Annotated in this window: 17 protein-coding genes; 11 read left to right on the forward strand and 6 right to left on the reverse strand. The window is 67.5% G+C overall.

Annotated features, from left to right (window positions below; all coding sequences use genetic code 11):
• Nucleotides 1–12: 12 nt before the first annotated feature.
• Both G6N67_RS11430 and G6N67_RS11435 read right to left on the reverse strand, forming a co-directional pair.
• The gene (locus tag G6N67_RS11430) at nt 13–579 is read right to left on the reverse strand and encodes a TetR/AcrR family transcriptional regulator (protein WP_036430346.1); all 567 of its coding nucleotides are present in this window, start codon (nt 577–579) and stop codon (nt 13–15) included.
• Between the two features lie 38 nt (nt 580–617).
• On the reverse strand, nt 618–3,884 hold the full coding sequence (locus G6N67_RS11435; RefSeq protein ID WP_081812450.1) for an arabinosyltransferase domain-containing protein: 3,267 nt from the start codon (nt 3,882–3,884) through the stop codon (nt 618–620).
• Between G6N67_RS11435 and G6N67_RS11440 the strand changes: the two genes are divergently transcribed.
• Nucleotides 3,883–4,512 carry a TetR/AcrR family transcriptional regulator gene (locus G6N67_RS11440; protein WP_051578559.1) on the forward strand — a complete coding sequence of 210 codons (630 nt, stop codon included), beginning with the start codon at nt 3,883–3,885 and terminating at the stop codon, nt 4,510–4,512. The genes G6N67_RS11435 and G6N67_RS11440 overlap by 2 nt on opposite strands.
• 5 nt (nt 4,513–4,517) lie before the next feature.
• Here G6N67_RS11440 and G6N67_RS11445 read toward each other — a convergent pair whose 3' ends face one another.
• Nucleotides 4,518–4,784: a YdeI/OmpD-associated family protein gene (locus G6N67_RS11445; protein WP_036430348.1), complete on the reverse strand. Its 267-nt coding sequence runs from the start codon at nt 4,782–4,784 to the stop codon at nt 4,518–4,520.
• Between the two features lie 73 nt (nt 4,785–4,857).
• Between G6N67_RS11445 and G6N67_RS11450 the strand changes: the two genes are divergently transcribed.
• The 6 genes from G6N67_RS11450 (at nt 4,858) to G6N67_RS11475 (ending at nt 10,267) form a co-directional block, all read left to right on the forward strand.
• Nucleotides 4,858–5,235: a hypothetical protein gene (locus G6N67_RS11450; protein ID WP_229481091.1), complete on the forward strand. Its 378-nt coding sequence runs from the start codon at nt 4,858–4,860 to the stop codon at nt 5,233–5,235.
• Between the two features lie 117 nt (nt 5,236–5,352).
• On the forward strand, nt 5,353–6,603 hold the full coding sequence (locus tag G6N67_RS11455) for a flavin-containing monooxygenase (RefSeq protein ID WP_036430350.1): 1,251 nt from the start codon (nt 5,353–5,355) through the stop codon (nt 6,601–6,603).
• Between the two features lie 12 nt (nt 6,604–6,615).
• Nucleotides 6,616–7,041, forward strand: coding sequence for a RidA family protein (locus G6N67_RS11460; RefSeq protein ID WP_036430352.1), 426 nt, complete (start codon nt 6,616–6,618; stop codon nt 7,039–7,041).
• Nucleotides 7,038–7,712 (forward strand): DUF1028 domain-containing protein, encoded by a 675-nt coding sequence (locus tag G6N67_RS11465; protein ID WP_036430354.1) that lies wholly within the window; start codon nt 7,038–7,040, stop codon nt 7,710–7,712. Before G6N67_RS11460 ends, G6N67_RS11465 begins: the two co-directional genes overlap by 4 nt.
• Nucleotides 7,702–8,868 carry a M20 family metallopeptidase gene (locus G6N67_RS11470; protein WP_036430356.1) on the forward strand — a complete coding sequence of 389 codons (1,167 nt, stop codon included), beginning with the start codon at nt 7,702–7,704 and terminating at the stop codon, nt 8,866–8,868. The genes G6N67_RS11465 and G6N67_RS11470 overlap by 11 nt, the downstream gene beginning before the upstream one ends.
• Nucleotides 8,858–10,267 carry an aspartate ammonia-lyase gene (locus G6N67_RS11475; RefSeq protein WP_036430358.1) on the forward strand — a complete coding sequence of 470 codons (1,410 nt, stop codon included), beginning with the start codon at nt 8,858–8,860 and terminating at the stop codon, nt 10,265–10,267. The genes G6N67_RS11470 and G6N67_RS11475 overlap by 11 nt, the downstream gene beginning before the upstream one ends.
• A 1-nt stretch (nt 10,268) precedes the next feature.
• Here G6N67_RS11475 and G6N67_RS11480 read toward each other — a convergent pair whose 3' ends face one another.
• The 3 genes from G6N67_RS11480 to G6N67_RS11490 all read right to left on the reverse strand — a co-directional run bounded on the left by G6N67_RS11480 (nt 10,269) and on the right by G6N67_RS11490 (nt 13,252).
• The gene (locus tag G6N67_RS11480; protein ID WP_036430360.1) at nt 10,269–11,186 is read right to left on the reverse strand and encodes a LysR family transcriptional regulator; all 918 of its coding nucleotides are present in this window, start codon (nt 11,184–11,186) and stop codon (nt 10,269–10,271) included.
• A gap of 35 nt (nt 11,187–11,221) precedes the next feature.
• Entirely contained in the window at nt 11,222–12,739 is a 1,518-nt protein-coding gene (locus G6N67_RS11485; protein ID WP_036430361.1) for an APC family permease, read from the reverse strand.
• Between the two features lie 306 nt (nt 12,740–13,045).
• Nucleotides 13,046–13,252 (reverse strand): hypothetical protein, encoded by a 207-nt coding sequence (locus G6N67_RS11490; RefSeq protein ID WP_036430364.1) that lies wholly within the window; start codon nt 13,250–13,252, stop codon nt 13,046–13,048.
• Between the two features lie 274 nt (nt 13,253–13,526).
• Here G6N67_RS11490 and G6N67_RS11495 point away from each other — a divergent pair, with 274 nt between their 5' ends.
• The 4 genes from G6N67_RS11495 to G6N67_RS11510 all read left to right on the forward strand — a co-directional run bounded on the left by G6N67_RS11495 (nt 13,527) and on the right by G6N67_RS11510 (nt 19,117).
• On the forward strand, nt 13,527–15,653 hold the full coding sequence (locus G6N67_RS11495; RefSeq protein WP_036430365.1) for an oxidoreductase: 2,127 nt from the start codon (nt 13,527–13,529) through the stop codon (nt 15,651–15,653).
• 9 nt (nt 15,654–15,662) lie between these two features.
• Nucleotides 15,663–16,022: a cupin domain-containing protein gene (locus G6N67_RS11500; RefSeq protein ID WP_036430367.1), complete on the forward strand. Its 360-nt coding sequence runs from the start codon at nt 15,663–15,665 to the stop codon at nt 16,020–16,022.
• Nucleotides 16,023–16,033: 11 nt separating this feature from the next.
• Nucleotides 16,034–17,515 carry an aldehyde dehydrogenase gene (locus G6N67_RS11505; protein ID WP_036430368.1) on the forward strand — a complete coding sequence of 494 codons (1,482 nt, stop codon included), beginning with the start codon at nt 16,034–16,036 and terminating at the stop codon, nt 17,513–17,515.
• Between the two features lie 204 nt (nt 17,516–17,719).
• Nucleotides 17,720–19,117, forward strand: coding sequence for a purine-cytosine permease family protein (locus G6N67_RS11510; protein ID WP_036430370.1), 1,398 nt, complete (start codon nt 17,720–17,722; stop codon nt 19,115–19,117).

A 19,117-nucleotide genomic window follows, 5' to 3' on the forward strand; every position in this document is an offset into this window, starting at 1 on the left:
CGGCGGAGCGAGCTACGGTGCGCTCCCCAAGGCCCGCAGCACAAAACGCTCGATCGCCGCGGGCGGCAGGTGCCGCGGGCCCAGGCACGCGTGGATCAACGAGATGGTCGACGCCTCGTCCTCGATCACGAAGCGTCCGGCGGCCACGCCGTCGGCCAGGATCTCGCGCAACACGTCCTCCACCGCGACCACGTGCTCGCGGATCGCCCGCATGGTGTCGGTCGACAGCGCCCCATAGAGCTGCGTGCCCAGGCCCATGTGGAACTGCTGGCCGGCCTCGAGTTGGTGGCGGATGTAGATGCCCAGCCGGTCGACGGGATCGTCGACTCCCGTCAGCGCGGACCGCAACCCGTCGATGTAGCGGCTGGTCTCGTGCGACGCGAACGCCACCACAACGGCTTCCTTATCCGCGAAGTGGTGATAGATCGCGGTGCGCCCGATGCCTGCCGTGGCGGCCAGCTTGGCCATGGTGATCGCGTCGAAACTCTGCTCGGCCATCAGCGCGGCGAACGCCTCGAACACGCGGCGTTGCACCTGCTCGCGGTGTTCCTCCACCGACGCGGCGCTGATCCTTGGCACGCCCGACTCTAACGCCGCACCGATGAACTTCGAATCAACTACGGCTCGATTCGGACGTGCCCGGGGCTCCACAACCCGCTGCGGGTGGCCGTTCCGAGCGTGATGTCGGCGGGTTCGGCGTCCACGACGGTGTCGAATCGCCGCAGCGAACCCCAATCCCGGCCCCAGTCGTGGGACAGATACGTCGCCATGACGTGGGCCCGCAACAGGACATCGCTGATGCCGAGCAGCCCGCCGTTGCGGCCCTCCTGCCAGGTGTCCGGATTCTGCAGCTTGGCCGGATAGTCCGGCGAGATCCGGTATCTGGGCACTTCCATCACGCCGTTGGCGTGCAGCATCGGGTGCTGGCACGGGAACACCAGACCCACCATCCAGTCGAGCAGGATCGGCTGGGTGGACCCGAGATATTCCTGCAACGAGCGCAGCTCGGGAACCCGCGGCGGCGTGACCGCGACCCAGTCACCGGGGTTCAGCGAACGGTCATCGGCCACCACACGCACGTACGTTGCGTCGGCGGGGATCTCCGCCCGCGGGAATCGTAAAGTGCGCCAAGCGGGTTGGGGCCCGATGTCGTACGGGGTCACGCTGCCCACGTCCTGCGGCGCCCCGCCTGGGCCGGGTCTGCCGTATTCGAGGACGACCGTCTGGGCGTCGGTGTGCCCATACAGCACGCTGTTTCCCGTGATGGTGCCCGCGGCGGTGACGACCACGAGCGGGTGCGCGTCGTCGGCCGGTGGCAACCGATACCACGCGGAGGTCAGTGTGCTGGTCTGTTGCGGTCCGGCCGTGAAGCTGCCCAACACCGGGACGCGCGCCGGGTCGAGTCCGTATGGCAGCGGCACACTGGAGCCGTTGATCCCCGGCGCGTCCAGGGCCGTGGGCGCGTCCCAGTCGTAGTCGGTGCCGGGCTGCGGGTTGATCTGCCAGATCGCCTCTGCGAGCGTGTGTTCGGGAACTCCGTTGGGGCTGAAGCCGACCGGATTCTTCCCGGCCAGGCCACCCTGCGCGGGAAGCGGGGTAAGGAAGCCGGCGTTGGTGTCGGGTTCGACGAGAACGTCATCGGCCAAGCCGCAACCGCCCGACAGCTCGCGCAGGTTCGCCCAGCCGTTGGAATAGGTCGGGTACTCCCGGGCCACACCGATCAGCATCGACCCCACGAAGACCACGACCATCAATCCGGCCGCGCACGGCACGGGCGCGGTTGTCAGCGTTCGCACGAAACGGGGTTCGCGCGCGGTGGGCCTGACGTGCAGCCAGCCCGCATATGCCCCGGTGGCCAGGCACGCGGCGAACAGCACACCGCTGACGGTGACCGGCCCGATGTGCGGCGTGCTGTCGTTGAACGGCGCACCGTAACTCGACACGTACCACCAGCCGTTGGTGGCGGCAAAGCACATCGCCAGGACGAACAGCACCGCGGTGAGGAATGCCAACCGGTTTCGCGCCGAGCGCAGCACCGTGGGCCCCATCAACACGGTCGCAAGGGCCGCCATGGCCGCCCCGACCGCGGCGAACAACCCGAAGTGGTGGATCCACTTGGTGGGCGTGAAGGTCAGGAAGAAGATCGTGCCGAGGATTATGCCGATCAGCCGCCATGCCGGCCCCCGGGCTACCCCGGCAATCCGCTTGCGGCGCACCAGCATCAGCATCGACGGGAACAGGCACGCCATGGTCACGAGGATCCCGAACCGCCGCGACAGCGCGCCGTCGGTGGTCGGCAGGACCAGATAGTAGTACCGCAAATTCTCGGTGTACCAGGGCTGGCTCGGGCCGATCGCGGTTCTGACCTTCGTCGCTTCGAGCACCGACGCGAAGGTCTGGTCGGCGAACACGACTGTCAGCACCACGAATCCGGCGGCCAGCAGGGGTGCCAGCAGCGGCCAGGTGCCGACCCGGCGGTGCCGCGCCACGACGATGCGCAACAGAGGCCGGCCACCTGCGACGAGGGCGGCCACCGCGATCAGGCCGGTCGGCTGGATGCCGAGCGTGAACGCGGCCGTGACGATGGCCAGCGCCGCGGGAGTGAGCCGGCTGGAGATGATCGCGCGCTCGATCAACACGTACGTGACGAGCGCGCCTGCGGCGATCTGCCCTTCGGGGCGCAGGCCGTTGTTGAACGGCATCCAGGCGGCCATGAGGACCAACGCCGCAGCCCACATCGCGGCCTTGTTGCCGGCAACGGCAGGCCCGAGCCGGGGCAGCACCTCGCGCGACAACAGCAGCCAGCACAGCAGCACACAGATCAAGTCGGGCAACCGGATCCACAGGCTGATGTCGCTGACGTGCGTCATGAGTGCCAGCAGGTTGTAGTACCAGCCGAACGGATCCTCGGGACTGCCGAACCAGCGGAAGTAGTTCGACATGTAGCCCGCGTGGTCGGCGACCCTGGCCATCTGCATCTGATAGCCGTCGTCGGACGAGCCGGCGCCCGCGACGTACCAGACCACTGAGACGACGACGACCGTGACATCGATCGCGGTGAAGGTGCGCCACCGGGTGGGGATCCAGCGCCGCATGCGCCGGCCGTCGAGCCGGTCCAGCCGCCACAGCGCCAGCAGCGCGATGACGGTCGCGACGACGCCGACCACCATCGCGGCGAGTTTCACCGGCGTCGGCGACGACGTGTACCGGGTGTCGATCGTTGCCGACAAAGCCAGCCCCGGTGGGGCCGGACCCGCGAGATCGGTGAACACTCCGAGGATTTGGGGGCGCAGGTTCGGATCCGGATATCCGGTGCGTTGGTCGGTGCCGTCGGGCTTCGGCAGCCCCACGAAAGTTGCGTAGGTACCCGCGGCCGACGATGTGATGTCGATGCGTTCACACCGCGGATCGACGACGCGGTCGCGGGGCACGCTCGCGACCACCACGTTGCGCACGATGACGTCGACGCGGTCGGCGCCGGCGGTGACGAAAAGTCCGTTCAGCGTGGCCTGCTTGCCCTCGTAAGGCGCGGTGCCCAGCACGACACCACCCGACGCGGGCAGCGATCCGATGACCGAGCACGGCACGGTGGCGGTCAACTCGACCGGCGTCAGGGTGATCAGCGGTGCCGTCACGCTGTCGAGCACGCCATGCTGCGGCCAGGTCAGCGTCGCTGTCGTCTGCACGACCGGCAGCACCGGCGTCAACGCGCTCAGCACAAAGCCGAGCAGGCCCGCCACCGTGGCCACCCACCGCGTAACACGCACGGACCGGGCCGATCGCACGGCCCGCGCGTGGGTGATTTCAGGCAGCGGGGACTGCTCAATTGTCGTCCCGCCCACCACACCACCAGTAACCGAAACAACTGTTACAGTCAAGCGCATGGCCCGGCCGTTCGACCATGCCAAGCGCGAACGCTTGGTTCAGCAGGCCACCGAGGTGCTGGCGCGCACCGGCGTGATCGACACGTCGCTGCGCGCACTGGCCGCCGAGATGGGCACGAGCGCGCGGATGCTGATCTACTACTTCGGCAGCAAGGAGAACCTGATCCTGGCGGTGATGAACAGCCTGCAGGATCAGAACGTCCCGGAACCCGAGCTGTACGGCACGGCAGCGGAACTACGGCAGTGGTGCCTCGACGACTGGCAGCGGATCACCCGCGGCGACCAGCGGGCCCGGCTACGGATTCTGGAGCAGGTGTTCGGTGCCGCGTGCGGCCAGAACAGCCCGTACGCGCGCTACACCTCCGAGACACTGGCCCAGTTGACCCGCAACGCGCAGCTGCGCATGGAGGCCATCGGGATGCCGCGGCCTGTCGCCGAGACTCGAGCGCGGTTGGCGCTGGCGGCAATTCAGGGCCTGGTGATCGACTTCTTCACATGTGACGACCCGGACCGGGTCGACGACACCTACCGGCGCATGATCGATGATCTGATCCTCGCGCCGTTCGAACCCGAACCCCCACGCACCCGACGCCGCGGCCGGTCCCGCCGCGCAGTTCCGGCCCACTGAGAGCCCTACCCGCCGGTGCGCTCCCGGTGCTTGCAGCCGGGCCAGCAGCACGGCCTGCGCTTGCCCTCCTCGAGTTCCTCCTGCGTCCGCCGGATGCGGCGTTGGCGGGTCGCGTCCTGTTTGGCGTCCTCGACCCAGCAGATGAACTCGTTGCGCGCGAGCGGCGTGATGTCGTGCCACGCGGCCAGTGCCGTGGCGTTGCCGCTCAGCGCCGCGCGCAGATCGGCCGGGAGCCGGTGCACCACGCCTCCCGGAATTCGCTGTCCAGCCACCCCGCCAGAATATCGCCGCGGCGGCGCCGACGTGTCGAGCCCGGATGTCGGTGCCCGCCCGTAGGCTGACGGCATGCTGGACAACAGCAATGGACCGTCCGTCGTCGCACCGTGCAAGCACTGCGATGAAGAGACTGTGTGGCTGCGCACCGCATACGGGGGCTGGCACTTGTTCGACGTGTCGATGCGGCTCACCGATACGTCGTTCGCGGGCAACCGATTCGCGGTGGACCGCCGTTCCCGGCTGGTCATCGACCTCGACTGTGTTCTCGAATCACGCTGGCCGGCACAATGTCTCACGCTGCACAAGTACAGCTGCCCGGAGAGCTACGACGACAGCAGGCACTACCGGAACCGGCCGCGCCAAGCCAACGAGATCGACCTGACCGATCTGTGGCGCAGGCTTGCCGCATCCGAGGCCGAGCAGCGGACATCCTCGCGCTCGGCCTGATCCAGCTCAGATCAATTTTTCAGATGAATTGGATCGAATATATGCGCTGTACAGATACAGCGGGCGGCTGAATCATAGATCCCAACGAGCGATTCTGCGCGAACAGTGGAGGTTGGGATGTCGAGCCAAGAGACCGAGGTTCTCGTCGTCGGCGCGGGTCAAGCCGGTATTGCGATGAGCGAACACCTCGGCTTGCAGGGCATACCGCACCTCGTCCTCGAGCGCGACCGGATCGCCGAACGCTGGCGGTCATGGCGGTGGGACTCCCTGGTGGCCAACGGGCCCGCCTGGCACGACCGGTTTCCGGGCCAGGAGTTCACCATCGATCCCGATGCGTTCGCCGGAAAGGAACAGGTTGCCGACTACCTCGTCTCGTACGCGGAGAAGGTCGACGCGCCGATCCGCACCGGCGTCGAGGTGAAGTCGGTCCGAAAGCACCACGGCCGGCCGGGATTCCACGTCGAGACCTCCGACGGCTCCATCGAGGCGCGCTACGTCGTGGCGGCCACCGGGGCGTTCCAGAAGCCCGTCATCCCGCCGGTCGTACCGGAGACCGCAGGAATCCACCAGATCCACTCCAGTGCCTATCACAACCCCCGGCAGTTGCCGCAGGGCTCGGTCCTGGTGATCGGCGCAGGGTCGTCGGGCGTGCAGATCGCCGATGAACTCCAGCAGTCGGGACGTCAGGTCTATCTCGCGGTCGGCCCACACGACCGACCGCCGCGCAGCTACCGCGGCCGTGATTTCTGTTGGTGGCTGGGGGTGCTCGGCAAATGGGACATGGCGGCACCGCCGCGCGGCGCCGAGCATGTGACCATCGCGGTCAGCGGGGCCCACGGCGGGCACACGGTCGACTTCCGGTCGCTCGCCGCGAGCGGCATCACGCTGCTGGGCATGGCGGGCGCGTTCTCCGACGGCGTCATGCGGTTCGCGCCCGATCTGCGCGCCAACATCGAAGCCGGCGATGCGAACTACCTGTCGATGCTCGACGAGGCCGACGCCTACGTCGCCCGCAACGGACTCGACCTGCCCGAGGAACCACAGGCCCGCGTCCTCGGCCCCGACCCGGACTGCATGACCAACCCGGTTCGCGAGTTGGACTTCGCGGCCGCCGGGATCACCTCGATCATCTGGGCGGTCGGCTTCGCGTTCGATTACGGCTGGTTGCAGGTCGACGCGTTCGACGAGAGCGGAAAGCCCCGCCACCAGCGCGGCGTGTCGTCGGAGCCCGGGGTGTACTTCCTGGGTCTGCCGTGGCAGTCCCGGCGCGGGTCGAGCTTCATCTGGGGCGTGTGGCACGACGCCAAGTACCTCGCCGACCAGATCGCGATCCAGCGCAGTTACCTCGCCTACACACCCGCCGACTAGGAAGGACAGCTGATGGCACCGACCCACACCCGCATCCGGCCCTTCAACACCAAAGACACCTATCCCGAACAGAACCTCGACAACGACCTGTGTCAGGCGGTCGTCGCGGGCGGCGTGGTCTACCTGCGCGGCCAGATCGGCCAGGATCTCGACACACGCGAGTCGGTGGGCATCGGCGACGTCGCCGCACAGACCGAGAAGGCCATGAGCAACATCGCGATGCTGCTCGAGGAGGCCGGGAGCTCACTGCGAGACATCGTCAAGGTCACGGTGTATCTGACCGACATCCGGTACCGCGAAACCGTCTACCGGATCATGGGCCGCTGGCTCAAAGGGGTGTTCCCGGTGTCAACCGGCCTCGTCGTCGAGGCGCTCGCGCGGCCCGAATGGCTCGTCGAGATCGACGCGACCGCCGTGATCTCCGGGGAGACCGAATGACGTTCTCGCTCGTCGCCCGGGATGCCGCGACCGGCGCCTTCGGCATCGTGATCTCCTCCTCGAGTCCCGCGGTCGCGTCACGCTGTGCCCACGCCCGGGCCGGCGTCGGCGTGGTTGCGTCGCAGAATGTCACCAACCCGGCCCTCGGCACGCTTGTGCTCGACGCGCTGGCCGCCGGCTCCGATGCCGACGCGGCGCTCAAAGCCGCTCTGGCGCAAGAACAATTCCCGGCGTACCGACAGGTGACCGTCGTCGATGCCAACGGCACCACCGCGGTGCACTCCGGACCCAAAAGCCTCGGCATCCACACGCATGTCGAAGGCGATCAGGCCGTGGCCGCGGGCAATCTGCTCGCCGACGCGGCTGTCATCTCCGAGCTGCTGGCCGGCTACGCGAACAGCACCGCCGAGGCGTTCGAGGCCCGGCTGCTCGACGGTATGCGCGCCGCCCTGGCCGCAGGCGGCGAAGCAGGCCCGGTGCACTCCGCCGGAATGCTTGTGGTGGAGGATGTTCCATGGCCCGTGACCGATCTGCGGGTCGATCACTCCGATGATCCGATCGGGGATCTCGCCGAGCTGTGGCAGCTGTGGCAGCCGCAGAAGAACGACTACCGGACCCGCGGCCTCGACCCGACCCAGGCGCCGTCCTACGGAGTTCCGGGTGACCAGTAGCGACACCGCAATCGCCGCGGGCGTCGCCGCGGCGCACCCGCAGCTGATCGCGCTGTCCCGCGATCTCTACGACCACCCCGAGATCGCGTGGGAAGAGGTGCGTTCGGCCCGCCGGGTCGCCGAGCAGCTCTCCGATGGCGGGTTCGCGGTTACCGAACGATTCTGCGGTCTGGGCACCGCGTTCGCCGCCAGGGTCGGCAGCGGTGACCTGCACATCACCCTGTGCGCCGAGTACGACGCGCTGCCCGGCCTCGGTCATGCGTGCGGCCACAACCTGATCTCGGCCATCACCGTCGGCGCGGCGCTGGCCCTGGCACCTGTCGTCGACGATCTCGGCCTGACCCTTTCGGTGATCGGCACCCCGGCCGAGGAAGGCGGTGGCGGAAAGATCGAACTGCTCGAACGTGACGGTTTCGCCGGGCAGCACGCCGCCGCGATGGTGCATCCCGGACCCGTCGACGTGGCCCGTGCACAGCCGTTTGCGGTGTCGCACAGCCACATCGAATTCCACGGCAAGTCGGCCCACGCGGCCGCCTACCCGGAGCGTGGGGTCAACGCGGCCGACGCGTTCACCATCGCCCAGGTCGCGATCGGACTGTTGCGGCAACAGCTGCCGTCGTCGGTGCGCGTGCACGGCATGATGACGCGCGGCGGCGAGGCACCCAACGCGATCGCCGAACGCACCGAGGGCCGCTGGTACGTGCGGGCCGAGACGCTAGCGCAGTTGGCCGAGGTCGAACCGAAGGTGATGCGCTGCTTCGAGGCCGGCGCGCTGGCGTCCGGCGCGACCCTCACGGTGACCCCGGAATCCAAGCCGTACGCCGAATTCCGCACGGACGACGAACTGCTCGCGTGTTACGAACGACGGGCTGCCGCGGCCGGCAGGCACTTCGCGACCGGCCCCGACACCATGATGGCGCGCGCGTCGACCGACATGGGCAACGTGTCGCAGACCCTGCCCGCCATCCATCCCTACATCGGCATCGACTCGCTGCCCGCGGTCAACCACCAGCCCGAATTCGCCGCGGCCACCGTCACTCCCGCGGCCGAAACGGCCATCGCGCAGGGCGCGCTCGCGCTGGCAGGCACCGTTGCCGACGCCTGCACCGAAACCCACATCCGCCGGCGTCTGCTGGAGTCTCCTCATGGCCGGTAGCACCCGCACCGAGCACGACCTGCTCGGCGATCACGAGGTGCCCGCCGACGTCTACTACGGCGTGCACACCGTGCGGGCGTGCGAGAACTTCCCGATCAGCGGCGTACCCATATCGCGGCACCGCGATCTCGTCATCGCCCTCGCGTCGGTGAAACAGGCCGCCGCGGAAGCCAACCGGGAGCTCGGGCTGCTCGACGGCGAGATCGCCGCGGCGATCGTCGCGGCGTGCACCGAGATCCGTGGCGGAGCGTTGCACGACCAGTTCGTCGTCGACGAGATCCAGGGCGGCGCGGGCACGTCGACCAACATGAACGCCAACGAGGTGATCGCCAACCGCGCGCTCGAACTCCTCGGCCACGATCGCGGCACCTACCGCGTCGTGCATCCGCTTGAGCACGTGAACCTCGGGCAGAGCACCAACGACGTCTACCCGACCGCCGTGAAAGTCGCGCTCGGAATGGCCTGCCGGTCCCTCGAACACGCCTTGCGCGGACTCGTCGAGCACTGCAGCGCCAAGGCCGTCGAGTTCGCCGACATGCTCAAGCTCGGCCGGACGCAGCTGCAGGACGCCGTGCCGATGACGCTCGGTCAGGAATTCGGTGCGTTCGCCGTCACCATCGGTGAGGACGCCGACCGACTCGGCGAGGCGATGGCGCTGATCGCCGAGATCAATCTGGGCGGCACCGCGATCGGCACCGGGCTCAACACCCATCCCGAATACGCGGCACTCGTGTGTTCACGGCTACGCGCCATCACGGGCCTGCCGCTGACCACGGCAGGCAACCTGGTCGAGGCGACCTCCGACGTCGGAGCATTCGTGCAGCTGTCGGGCGTCACCAAACGCACCGCGGTGAAACTCTCCAAGATCTGCAACGACCTGCGGCTGCTGTCGTCTGGCCCGCGGGCCGGGTTCGGCGAGATCAATCTTCCTGCCGTGCAGGCCGGTTCGAGCATCATGCCGGGCAAGGTCAACCCCGTCATCCCCGAAATGGTCAACCAGGTCGCGTTCGAGGTGATCGGCAACGACCTCACCGTCACCATGGCAGCCGAGGCGGGCCAGTTGCAGCTCAACGCCTTTGAGCCGATCATCGCGAGGGCGTTGCTGTCCTCACTCACCCACCTCACCGCCGCGGTGAACGTCTTGGGCAGGCGCTGCGTCGAAGGCATCACCGCGAACGCCGAGCGCATGCACAACGCCGTGCTGCAATCGGCGAGCATCGCCACCGCACTCAACCCGGTGCTCGGCTACGAGGCCGCGACCGCACTGGTCGCCGAGGCCATCGCCACGGGCGCCTCCATCCCTGAGCTGGTGCGGCGCTCGGCCCTGGTCGACGAGGCGGTCCTGGCGCGCATGCTGAGCCCGGAAAACCTCTGCCGGCCAAACGATTTCCCGGCCTGAGTCAATCGGCACGCGTCGTGAAGATGCCCCGCGCGGCATCGGCGACCGCCCGCGCGCGTGCGGTGCTGCGCACCGACTGCAGCCGCGCCAGCACGATCGGTAGGCCCGGCAGGTCGTCACGGATCGGGACCACGCTCACCTCACCGCCGTCGTACGTGCCCCGATGGGCCGGAATCTGGTTGAGGATCGAGAACCCGTGCCCGCGCGCGACCAATCCGCGGACCGCCTCGTAACTGGCCGAACGATACCGAATCGTTGGTGTCACACCGGCTTTCGCGAGGATCGACTCGAAGTAGTCGCGGCTGTCTGGCAGGTCGAGCAACACCATCGGCTCGTCGGACAATTCGGTCAACCGGATGGATTTCCGGGTGGCCAGCCGATGTTCGGGCGGCAGCGCCACATACGGCGCCGCGACCCCGAGCGGCTCGGCGTCGATGCCCGCGCCGAGCCCCAGGTCATAGGTCAGGGCCAGCTCCGCTGTGCCGTTGCGCAGCACCGTACGGATCGCGTCGGCCGAAGTCTCGATGACCTCGACCTCGAGGTCGGGGTGGCGCGCCGCGAGATCGGACAGCAGCCGCGGCAGCACAAAGGGCGTCAGCGTGACGAAGCATGCCAACCGCACCGTGCCGTGCACCTGATCGACGCTGCCGCTGGCGCTGTCGAGCACTTCGTCGAGGTGTGCGAGCAGGGCCCGGGTATCGCGCAGCATGTCCTCACCCGCAGCGGTGAGCGCAAGGCCGCGGGCCCGGTGCCGGATGAACAGCTGCGTGCCGATCTGCTGTTCGAGCTGGCTGATGGCGGCCGAGACCGCCGACTGTGCGATGTGCAACTCGTCGGCGGCCTTGGTCATGGACAGATAGGTCGCGGCCTTCACGAAGTACCGCAGCTGCGTGAGCGTGACGTCGGGACGTCGGCGCATGCTGGCACTCCGTTCTGGCTTCGGAGCTACCAGCATTACAGCTGCGCAGCTTCCTTACCAGGAAGGGTGCCTTCCAACGGGGCGCTCACCGGGCGTTCGGCCCGCACCGGCCGGGCGCGTAGGTAGCCGACCGCGCCGAGCAGGCCAAGCACCACCAGCGTGCCCAACGTGAAGACCTCGAAGGTCAGCTGGCTGACGCCCCAGGTGTCGACGAAGTCGTAGTCGAGCCCGAACAGGCGCTCCAGGGTGCCGGGGAACACCGCGACCCATGAGCCCAGCGCGACCCACGCGAAGCACAGCGCGCCGAGGGCCCGGAAGCCGGCGTTGCCCGTCGGCACCCGGAACGGCCGCGGCACATCGGGAAAGCGTGTGCGCAACCGCACGGCCGCGGGGATCGCGATGACGTAGCTGAGCAGGAACGTGGAGATCGAGATGCTCAGCACCACACCGAAGATCGCCGCGGACGACCCGGTGACCTGCATGGCGACCAGGCAGAACACGGTCGCCACCACACCGGAGAGCAGGTTGACGCGAACGGGCGTGCCCAGTTGCGGGTGAAAGCGGCCGAAGAAGCCGCCGAAGAACGCGCCGTCGGCCGCGGCCATGGCCTGCATGCGGTCGCTGATGATCATCCAGGCCGAGCCCTGCGTCATGAGCACGATCGCGAAGATGATGCCCGTGACGGTCAGCATCGCCGGAGCGGCCGAGCCGTACACACTGAACACGGTCGACACGGCCTCCATGAGCCCGCCGATACCGGTGATCTGGTCCGCGGGCAGCACGATGAGGATCGCGAAGATCGGCAGCAGGTAGGCTGCGGCGGCGATACCGGCCGACCGCGCGATCGCGAACGGCACGTCACGGGCCGGGTTCTTCATCTCACCCGCGGCACTGTTGCCCGATTCGAACCCGAGGTAGGAGAAGAGCAGCAGCGGGGTCACACCGAGCAGGCCGCCCATGGTCGGCGCGAAGTCGCTGGCGGACAGTCCGGCGACACCGTTGCGGACCGCGTAGATCACCGTGGTCACGAGAAACATGAGCAGGAATGCGATCTTGAGGATCGCGCCGATGTTCGGGATCCATTTGCCGTGGCGCAGGCTGATTATGGCGGCCAGCACAGTCAGCCAGATGAAGACGAGCTTGAACCCGTAGTCGGCGGCCGACCCGTGCTCGAAGTGCATGACGTAGGTGCTCCACGCCTCCGAGGCGATGAAGGCCATCGATCCGCCGACCCACACCGGTTGCGTGACCCAGGTCAGCAGCGACGCGATGGCCGCGGCGGGGCGACCGAAAGCCTTGCGGCACCATACGTATACGCCGCCCTCGCCGGTGAACGCCGCGCCGGTCTCGGCGAAGATCAGGCCGTACGGCACCAGGAAGAACACCGCGAGCACGAGCGCCCACGTGAAGGTCTCGGCACCGAATCCCGAGACCTGTCCCAGCGCCTCGATCGAGACCACGGCCGCGACGATGAGGAACACGATGTCGAGCCGGCCCAACGTCTTCTTGAGGTGCTTGACCTCGCGATCAGCCTGCGCAGTCTGTGATTCCACTTGTGGTTCCACGGTGGACCCTCTGTTCTGGAGCGTGAATGTGATGGCCCCCACAGTGACCCCTCGGGCCTGCAGCTGTAAAACATTGTTTTCTGTCAATTCGCATCGGAAATTCCGATGCCGTGCGGGCTGGAGCTCGACGCAGTCCTTTCAGCGGCGCTGTAGCGACTGTGCAGCTTGTCGTGCCGAAAGTGCCGATCCGTCTAGCCAAGCTGCACGGTCGTCACAGCGCTTGGAAAAGGACCCCTGCGTCACGAACGGCGTGAGCCCGGACGCTCGTGGCGTCCGGGCTCTGGCCGTCGGGTCTTACTTGGCGTGGTTGTTCTGGTGGTGGTGATGCACCGAGGTGCCGGGCTGCGGGAAGTTGTGCTGGTTCGGGAAGGCCGGGTGGCTGACCGAGGGGCCCGCGTTGGTCTGCGAGGCCTCGGCGTGGGCCGTGGTGGCCCCGAGGAATATGACGGCGGGGGCGGCGGCGAGGGCGAAACCGGCGGCGATGCGGCGGGTGATGGTCATGTCGACTCCTTTGTCGGGTAAGGCTTTTGGAGGTTTCTTCCGGTGTGTTCCGGCGTTGATATAAGAATGCCGCCCACCGCCCCCGCCAACCATCGGCTGACCGGCCCATCCACCGGACCAAACCCGTGTCCCCCGATCGGGGGAACCGTGGCCACCTACATCGCCAAAACAGATGCAAAACCGCTGAAACCACTAGTTGACCGAGGTTTTGGGGCGCACGACGATAGCTGTTAGCCCAGGCGTGAGCCACGTCACGAACTTTAGGAATGACTCGATGCGAGACCCCCGGTACGACATCCTCTTCGAACCCGTACAGATCGGCCCGGTCACCGCGCGCAACCGCTTCTACCAGGTGCCGCACTGCAATGGCATGGGATACCGCGACCCGTCGGGTGAGGCCTACATGCGCCGGATCAAGGCCGAGGGCGGGTGGGCCGTGGTGTGCACCGAGCAGGTCGAGATCCACCCCACCTCGGACATCGGGCCGTTCATCGAACTGCGGCTGTGGGACGACCAGGATCTGCCCGCCGTGGCCCGCATCGCGGAGAAGATCCACGAGGGCGGCGCCCTGGCCGGCATCGAACTGGCCCACAACGGCTTGAACTCGCCGAACCTGATCAGCCGGGAGGCCCCGCTGGGCCCGCAGAACCTGCCGGTCGTGTCGTGGAACTACGACCCGGTGCAGGCCCGCGAGATGACCAAGGCCGACATCGCCGACATGCGCTTCTGGCACCGCGAGGCCGTCCGCCGGTCCCTGCAGGCCGAATACGACATCATTTACGTCTACGCGGGGCACGCCATCGGCGGTCTGCACCACTTCCTGTCGCGGCGCTACAACAACCGCACCGACGAATACGGCGGCAGCATCGAGAACCGGGCGAGGCTGCTGCGCGAGATTCTCGAGGACACCCGCGAGATGTGTGCCGGCAAGGCCGCGGTGGCGTGCCGCATCTCGGTCGACGAGCTGCTCGGCGACGACGGCATCACGCGGGCCGAGATCGAGGACGTCATCGGCATGCTCGGCGAGCACCCCGACCTGTGGGACTTCGTGCTGGGCAGCTGGGAGGACGATTCGGTCACGTCCAGGTTCGGCCCCGAGGCCGAACAGGAGCCCTACGTGCGCGGGCTCAAGGCACTCACCACCAAACCTGTTGTGGGCGTTGGTCGTTTCACCTCGCCCGACACGATGGTGCACCAGGTCAAGACCGGTGTGCTCGACCTCATCGGCGCAGCCCGGCCGTCTATCGCCGACCCCTTCCTGCCCAGCAAGATCGAGAGCGGCCACCTCGAGGACATCCGGGAATGCATCGGGTGCAACATCTGCGTGTCAGGTGATTTCACCATGTCTCCCATCCGCTGCACCCAGAACCCGACCATGGGTGAGGAGTTCCGCCGCGGCTGGCATCCCGAGAAGATCCGCGCCAAGGCCAGCGACTCCTCGGTGCTGGTCGTCGGCGCCGGACCGGCCGGGCTGGAAGCGGCCCGCTCACTGGGCAACCGGGGCTACACCGTGAGCCTCGCGGAGGCCACGCGCACGCTGGGCGGCCGTGTTGCGCGCGAGTCGAAACTGCCGAGCCTCTCGGCGTGGATCCGCGTCGTGGACTACCGCGAGCAGCAGCTGGCCAAGCTCGACAACGTCGAGGTCTTCATGCAGAGCGAGATGACTGCCGATGACATCATCGAGAACGACTTCAACCACGTCGTGATCGCCACCGGCGCAGGCTGGCGCACCGACGGCGTCGGCCGCTGGCACACCAAGCCTCTCGAAATCGCCGAGGGCGCAGACATTCTGAGCCCCGATGACATCATGGCGGGCACGCGCCCGCGCGGTCAGCGCGTCGTGGTGTTCGACGACGACCACTACTACATGGGTGGTGTGATCGCCGAGCTGCTCGCCAAAGAGGGCATGGACGTCACCCTGATCACGCCCGCCGCGCACGTGTCGCAATGGACCACCAACACCTTGGAGGTCGCCCGGATCCGCAAGCGCGTGATCCGGGCCGGCATCGATGTGCGGACCAACACCGCGGTCACCGCCGTCACTGCCGACGGCGTGCGGACCGCATGCGTCTACACCGGTGACGAGGGCACCATGAACGCGGATTCGGTCGTCATGGTGACCGCGCGGCTCCCCCACGACGGCCTCTACCAAGAGCTGCTGAGCCGCGAAAGCGAATGGGCCGACGCGGACCTGCTGAGCGTGCGGGCCATCGGCGACGTGTGGGCGCCCGCCACCATCGCCGCCGCCGTGTGGTCGGGTCACCGCTACGCCGAAGAGCTCGACGAACCGCAGACGCTGGGCCCGGTGCCGTATCTGCGTGAAACCGCAGAACTCGCACCTGAAAATCCGGGCACCTGTGCCTTCTTACCCATCACGCCGGTCCAGCCGGCCACCGTCTGAGGAGAATCCATGCCTGCACTCATCCCCGCCGGCCCCGACGCCGTCGCGGCCATGACCCCCAGCAGCTACGTCACCGCCGAGACCCTGCGCGAGGGTGACCCGGCAGAGACCGAGGCCGTGCACCTCGCCAGCGCCGACGAGAAGTTCACGGTCGGATCGTGGCGCGCCGAACCCTACGCCGAGTTCATCGAGAGCTACCCGGGCGACGAGTACACCCGGGTGCTGCAAGGATCGATAACCCTGACCGGCGACGACGGCGTCGCCCACACCTTCGGCCCCGGCGACTCGTTCACCCTGACAAAGGGCTGGCGCGGCGAGTACCGCGTCACCGAGCCGCTGGTCAAGCAGTTCGCGATCTACGTCCCCTGAGAGGCAGGCACATGACCACGCTCGACGACTGGACCCGGCTGGCCGGCGAAATCACGCCGCGCACCGAGGTTTTCATCGACGGCAAGTATCGGGCCGCGTTGTCCGGCGCGACGTTCGACTCGGTGAACCCCGCCACGGGTGAGCTGATCGCGCCGGTGGCGTCGGCCGATGCCGACGACGTCGACGCGGCAGTGGCGTCGGCACGCACCGCGTTCGAATCGGGCGCCTGGTCGAAGGCCTCGGCGTCGCACCGCAAGCGTGTGCTGCGCCAACTCTCGGAACTGATCCTGGCGCACAGCGAGGAGCTGGCGCTGCTGGACTCGATGGACATGGGCAAGCTCGTCGCCGAAGCACACACCGTCGACGTGCCCTCGGCCGCCGAGCTTTTCGCGTTCTACGGCGAGGCCATCGACAAGCAGTCGGGCGAGATCGCACCCACCGAGCCCGGCAATCTCGCGCTGGTGACCCGCGAGCCGCTCGGTGTCGTCGGCGCGGTGACGCCGTGGAACTTCCCGCTCGACCTCGCGGTGTGGAAGGTCGCTCCCGCGCTCGCGGCGGGCAACTCTGTCGTCCTCAAGCCCGCCGAGCAGGCGCCGCTGTCCTCGATCCGGCTCGCCGAGCTCGCCGTGGAAGCCGGACTGCCCGAGGGCGTGCTCAACGTGGTTCCAGGCCTCGGCCCGACGGCCGGTGAGGCGCTGGGACGCCACCCCGGAGTCGACGTCATCGCGTTCACCGGCTCGACCGAAACCGGCAAGCGGTTCCTGCGCTACGCCGCGGACTCCAACGCCAAGCAGGTCTGGTTGGAGTGCGGCGGCAAGAGCCCGAACCTGGTGTTCGCCGATGCGGACCTGGATGCCGCGGTGGACAAGGCAATCTTCGGGGCGTTCTACAACCAGGGCGCGGTGTGCTCGTCGAATTCCCGGCTGCTGCTGCACGAGTCGATCGCCGAAGAGTTCCTCGCCGAGCTGGTCAAGCGCACTGCCGACGTGCGGCCGGGCAATCCGCTGGATCCGGCGTCCACCCTGGGCGCCCTCGTCGACGAACAGCACACCGAGCGGGTCGTCGGGTTCATCGAGCGGGCCCGTGCCGACGGCGAGGTCATCACCGGCGGGACACGTGAAACGGTCGACGGCCGCGGCTGTTTCGTGTCCCCCACGATCGTCGCGAACCTGCCCTCGACCGCCGAGCTGGTGACCGAAGAGGTTTTCGGGCCGGTGCTGGCCGTGCAGACGTTCGCCGACGAAGCACAGGCGATCGCGATGGCCAACGACACCGTCTACGGTCTGGCTGCCTCGGTGTGGACCCGTGACCTGTCCCGCGCGCACCGCGTCTCGGGGGCACTGCGCGCAGGCACGGTGTCGGTGAACACCGTCGACGCACTGAGCCCTCAGACCCCGTTCGGCGGATTCAAGCAGTCCGGATTCGGCCGCGATCTGTCCCTGCACGCGCTCGACAAATACACCGGCCTGAAAACCACCTGGATCGCACTCTGACGAATACCGTTGTGCACCAATCTGTTATGAGGCCAGAGAAACGAGGTGGAAACAATTCTCTAATGATCTGGTCATCATAAAAAGTGATGAATTACGTCGGAATAATGCGTTTTATATTTGGAACGACATCGCGAATACTGCGTGATGTCGGGATCCCACATTCCGGCACACCGCCGCAGGGCCCGCAAAGAGAGCAGCCGTCAGATGAACGATAAAGTTCCGGTGTCCGCCGCACCCGTAGAACAACGGACCATCGACCACGTCCCGGTCGACGAACGGCACGGCCGCGCCCGTGACCTCTTCACCGTCTGGTTCGGGTCCAACATCATGTTGCTGACCATCATCACCGGCGCACTCGCCACCACGGTGTTCGGCCTGCCGCTGTGGGCCGGCGCAGCCGCGATCATCCTCGGCAATGTCATCGGCGGTGTGGTGATGGCGTTGCACGCCGCCCAGGGCCCGCAGATGGGTGTGCCCCAGATGCTGCAGACCCGGGCCCAGTTCGGTTCGTACGGCAGCCTTCTCGTGGTGGTCCTGGTGGTCTTCATGTACCTGGGCTTCTTCGCGTCCAACGCGGTCCTCGGCGGTCAGGCGCTGGCCAAGGTGACCGGCCTGCCCACCAACTGGTCCATCATGATCATCGGGCTGATCAGCGTCGTCGCGACAATCGTGGGTTACCGGCTCATCCACCGCGTGACCGCGTTTCTGTCCGTGGTCGCCGGCGGGGCGCTGGTCGTGGCATTCGCCTGGATGATCGGGGTCAACGGTGTTCCCGCCGACACCTGGCACACCAGCGGGTTCAGCTGGGCCGGGTTCATGGCCACCCTGTCGGTCGCGGCCCTGTGGCAGATCGCCTATGCACCTTATGTTTCCGACTACACGCGGTATATGCCCAAGGACACCGGCCAGCGCGCCGCCTTCTGGGGCACCTATGCGGGCTGCGTGCTGGGCTCGGTGTTGCCGATGCTGCTCGGTGTGCTGGTGGGTGCCGCGTTGCCGACCGACGAGACCCTCGAAGGCCTGTCGACGCTCACGCGCGGGGTGAGCACGGGCGTGTTCGCGATCTTCGCGATCGGCATCACGGCCACCAATGCCATGAATTTGTACTGCGGTGCGCTGTCCACGATCACGGTGGGCCAGAACCTGTTTCCGCGGTGGCGTCCCGCCGCGGGCAGCCGCGCGGTGACGGCCATCGTGCTGTTTGTCATCGCGATCATCCCCGCGCTGGTCAGCGCGGAAGACTTCCTGGCCAACTACGCGAACTTCTTGGCCTTGCTGCTGTGTGTCCTGATCCCCTGGACCGCAGTCAATCTCGTCGACTACTACCTGCTGCGTCACGGCGTCTACGACATCGACTCACTGTTCGAGCGTGACGGTGGCCGGTACGGGAGGTTCAACTGGACCGCGATCGCGTGCTACTTCATCGGCATCCTGATCCAGATCCCCTTCCTGTCGACCACGCTGTTCACCGGATTCGCGGCCGCGGCGATGGGCGGCGTCGACATCTCGTGGATCGTCGGCCTGGCCGTCATCTGCCCGCTGTACTACGCGCTCATGCGCTCCAAGGTGGTCGCACCCGTGACGCAGCCCGCGGTGGCGTGA

Source organism: Mycolicibacterium mageritense (assembly GCF_010727475.1).
Taxonomy (GTDB): Bacteria; Actinomycetota; Actinomycetes; order Mycobacteriales; family Mycobacteriaceae; genus Mycobacterium; species Mycobacterium mageritense.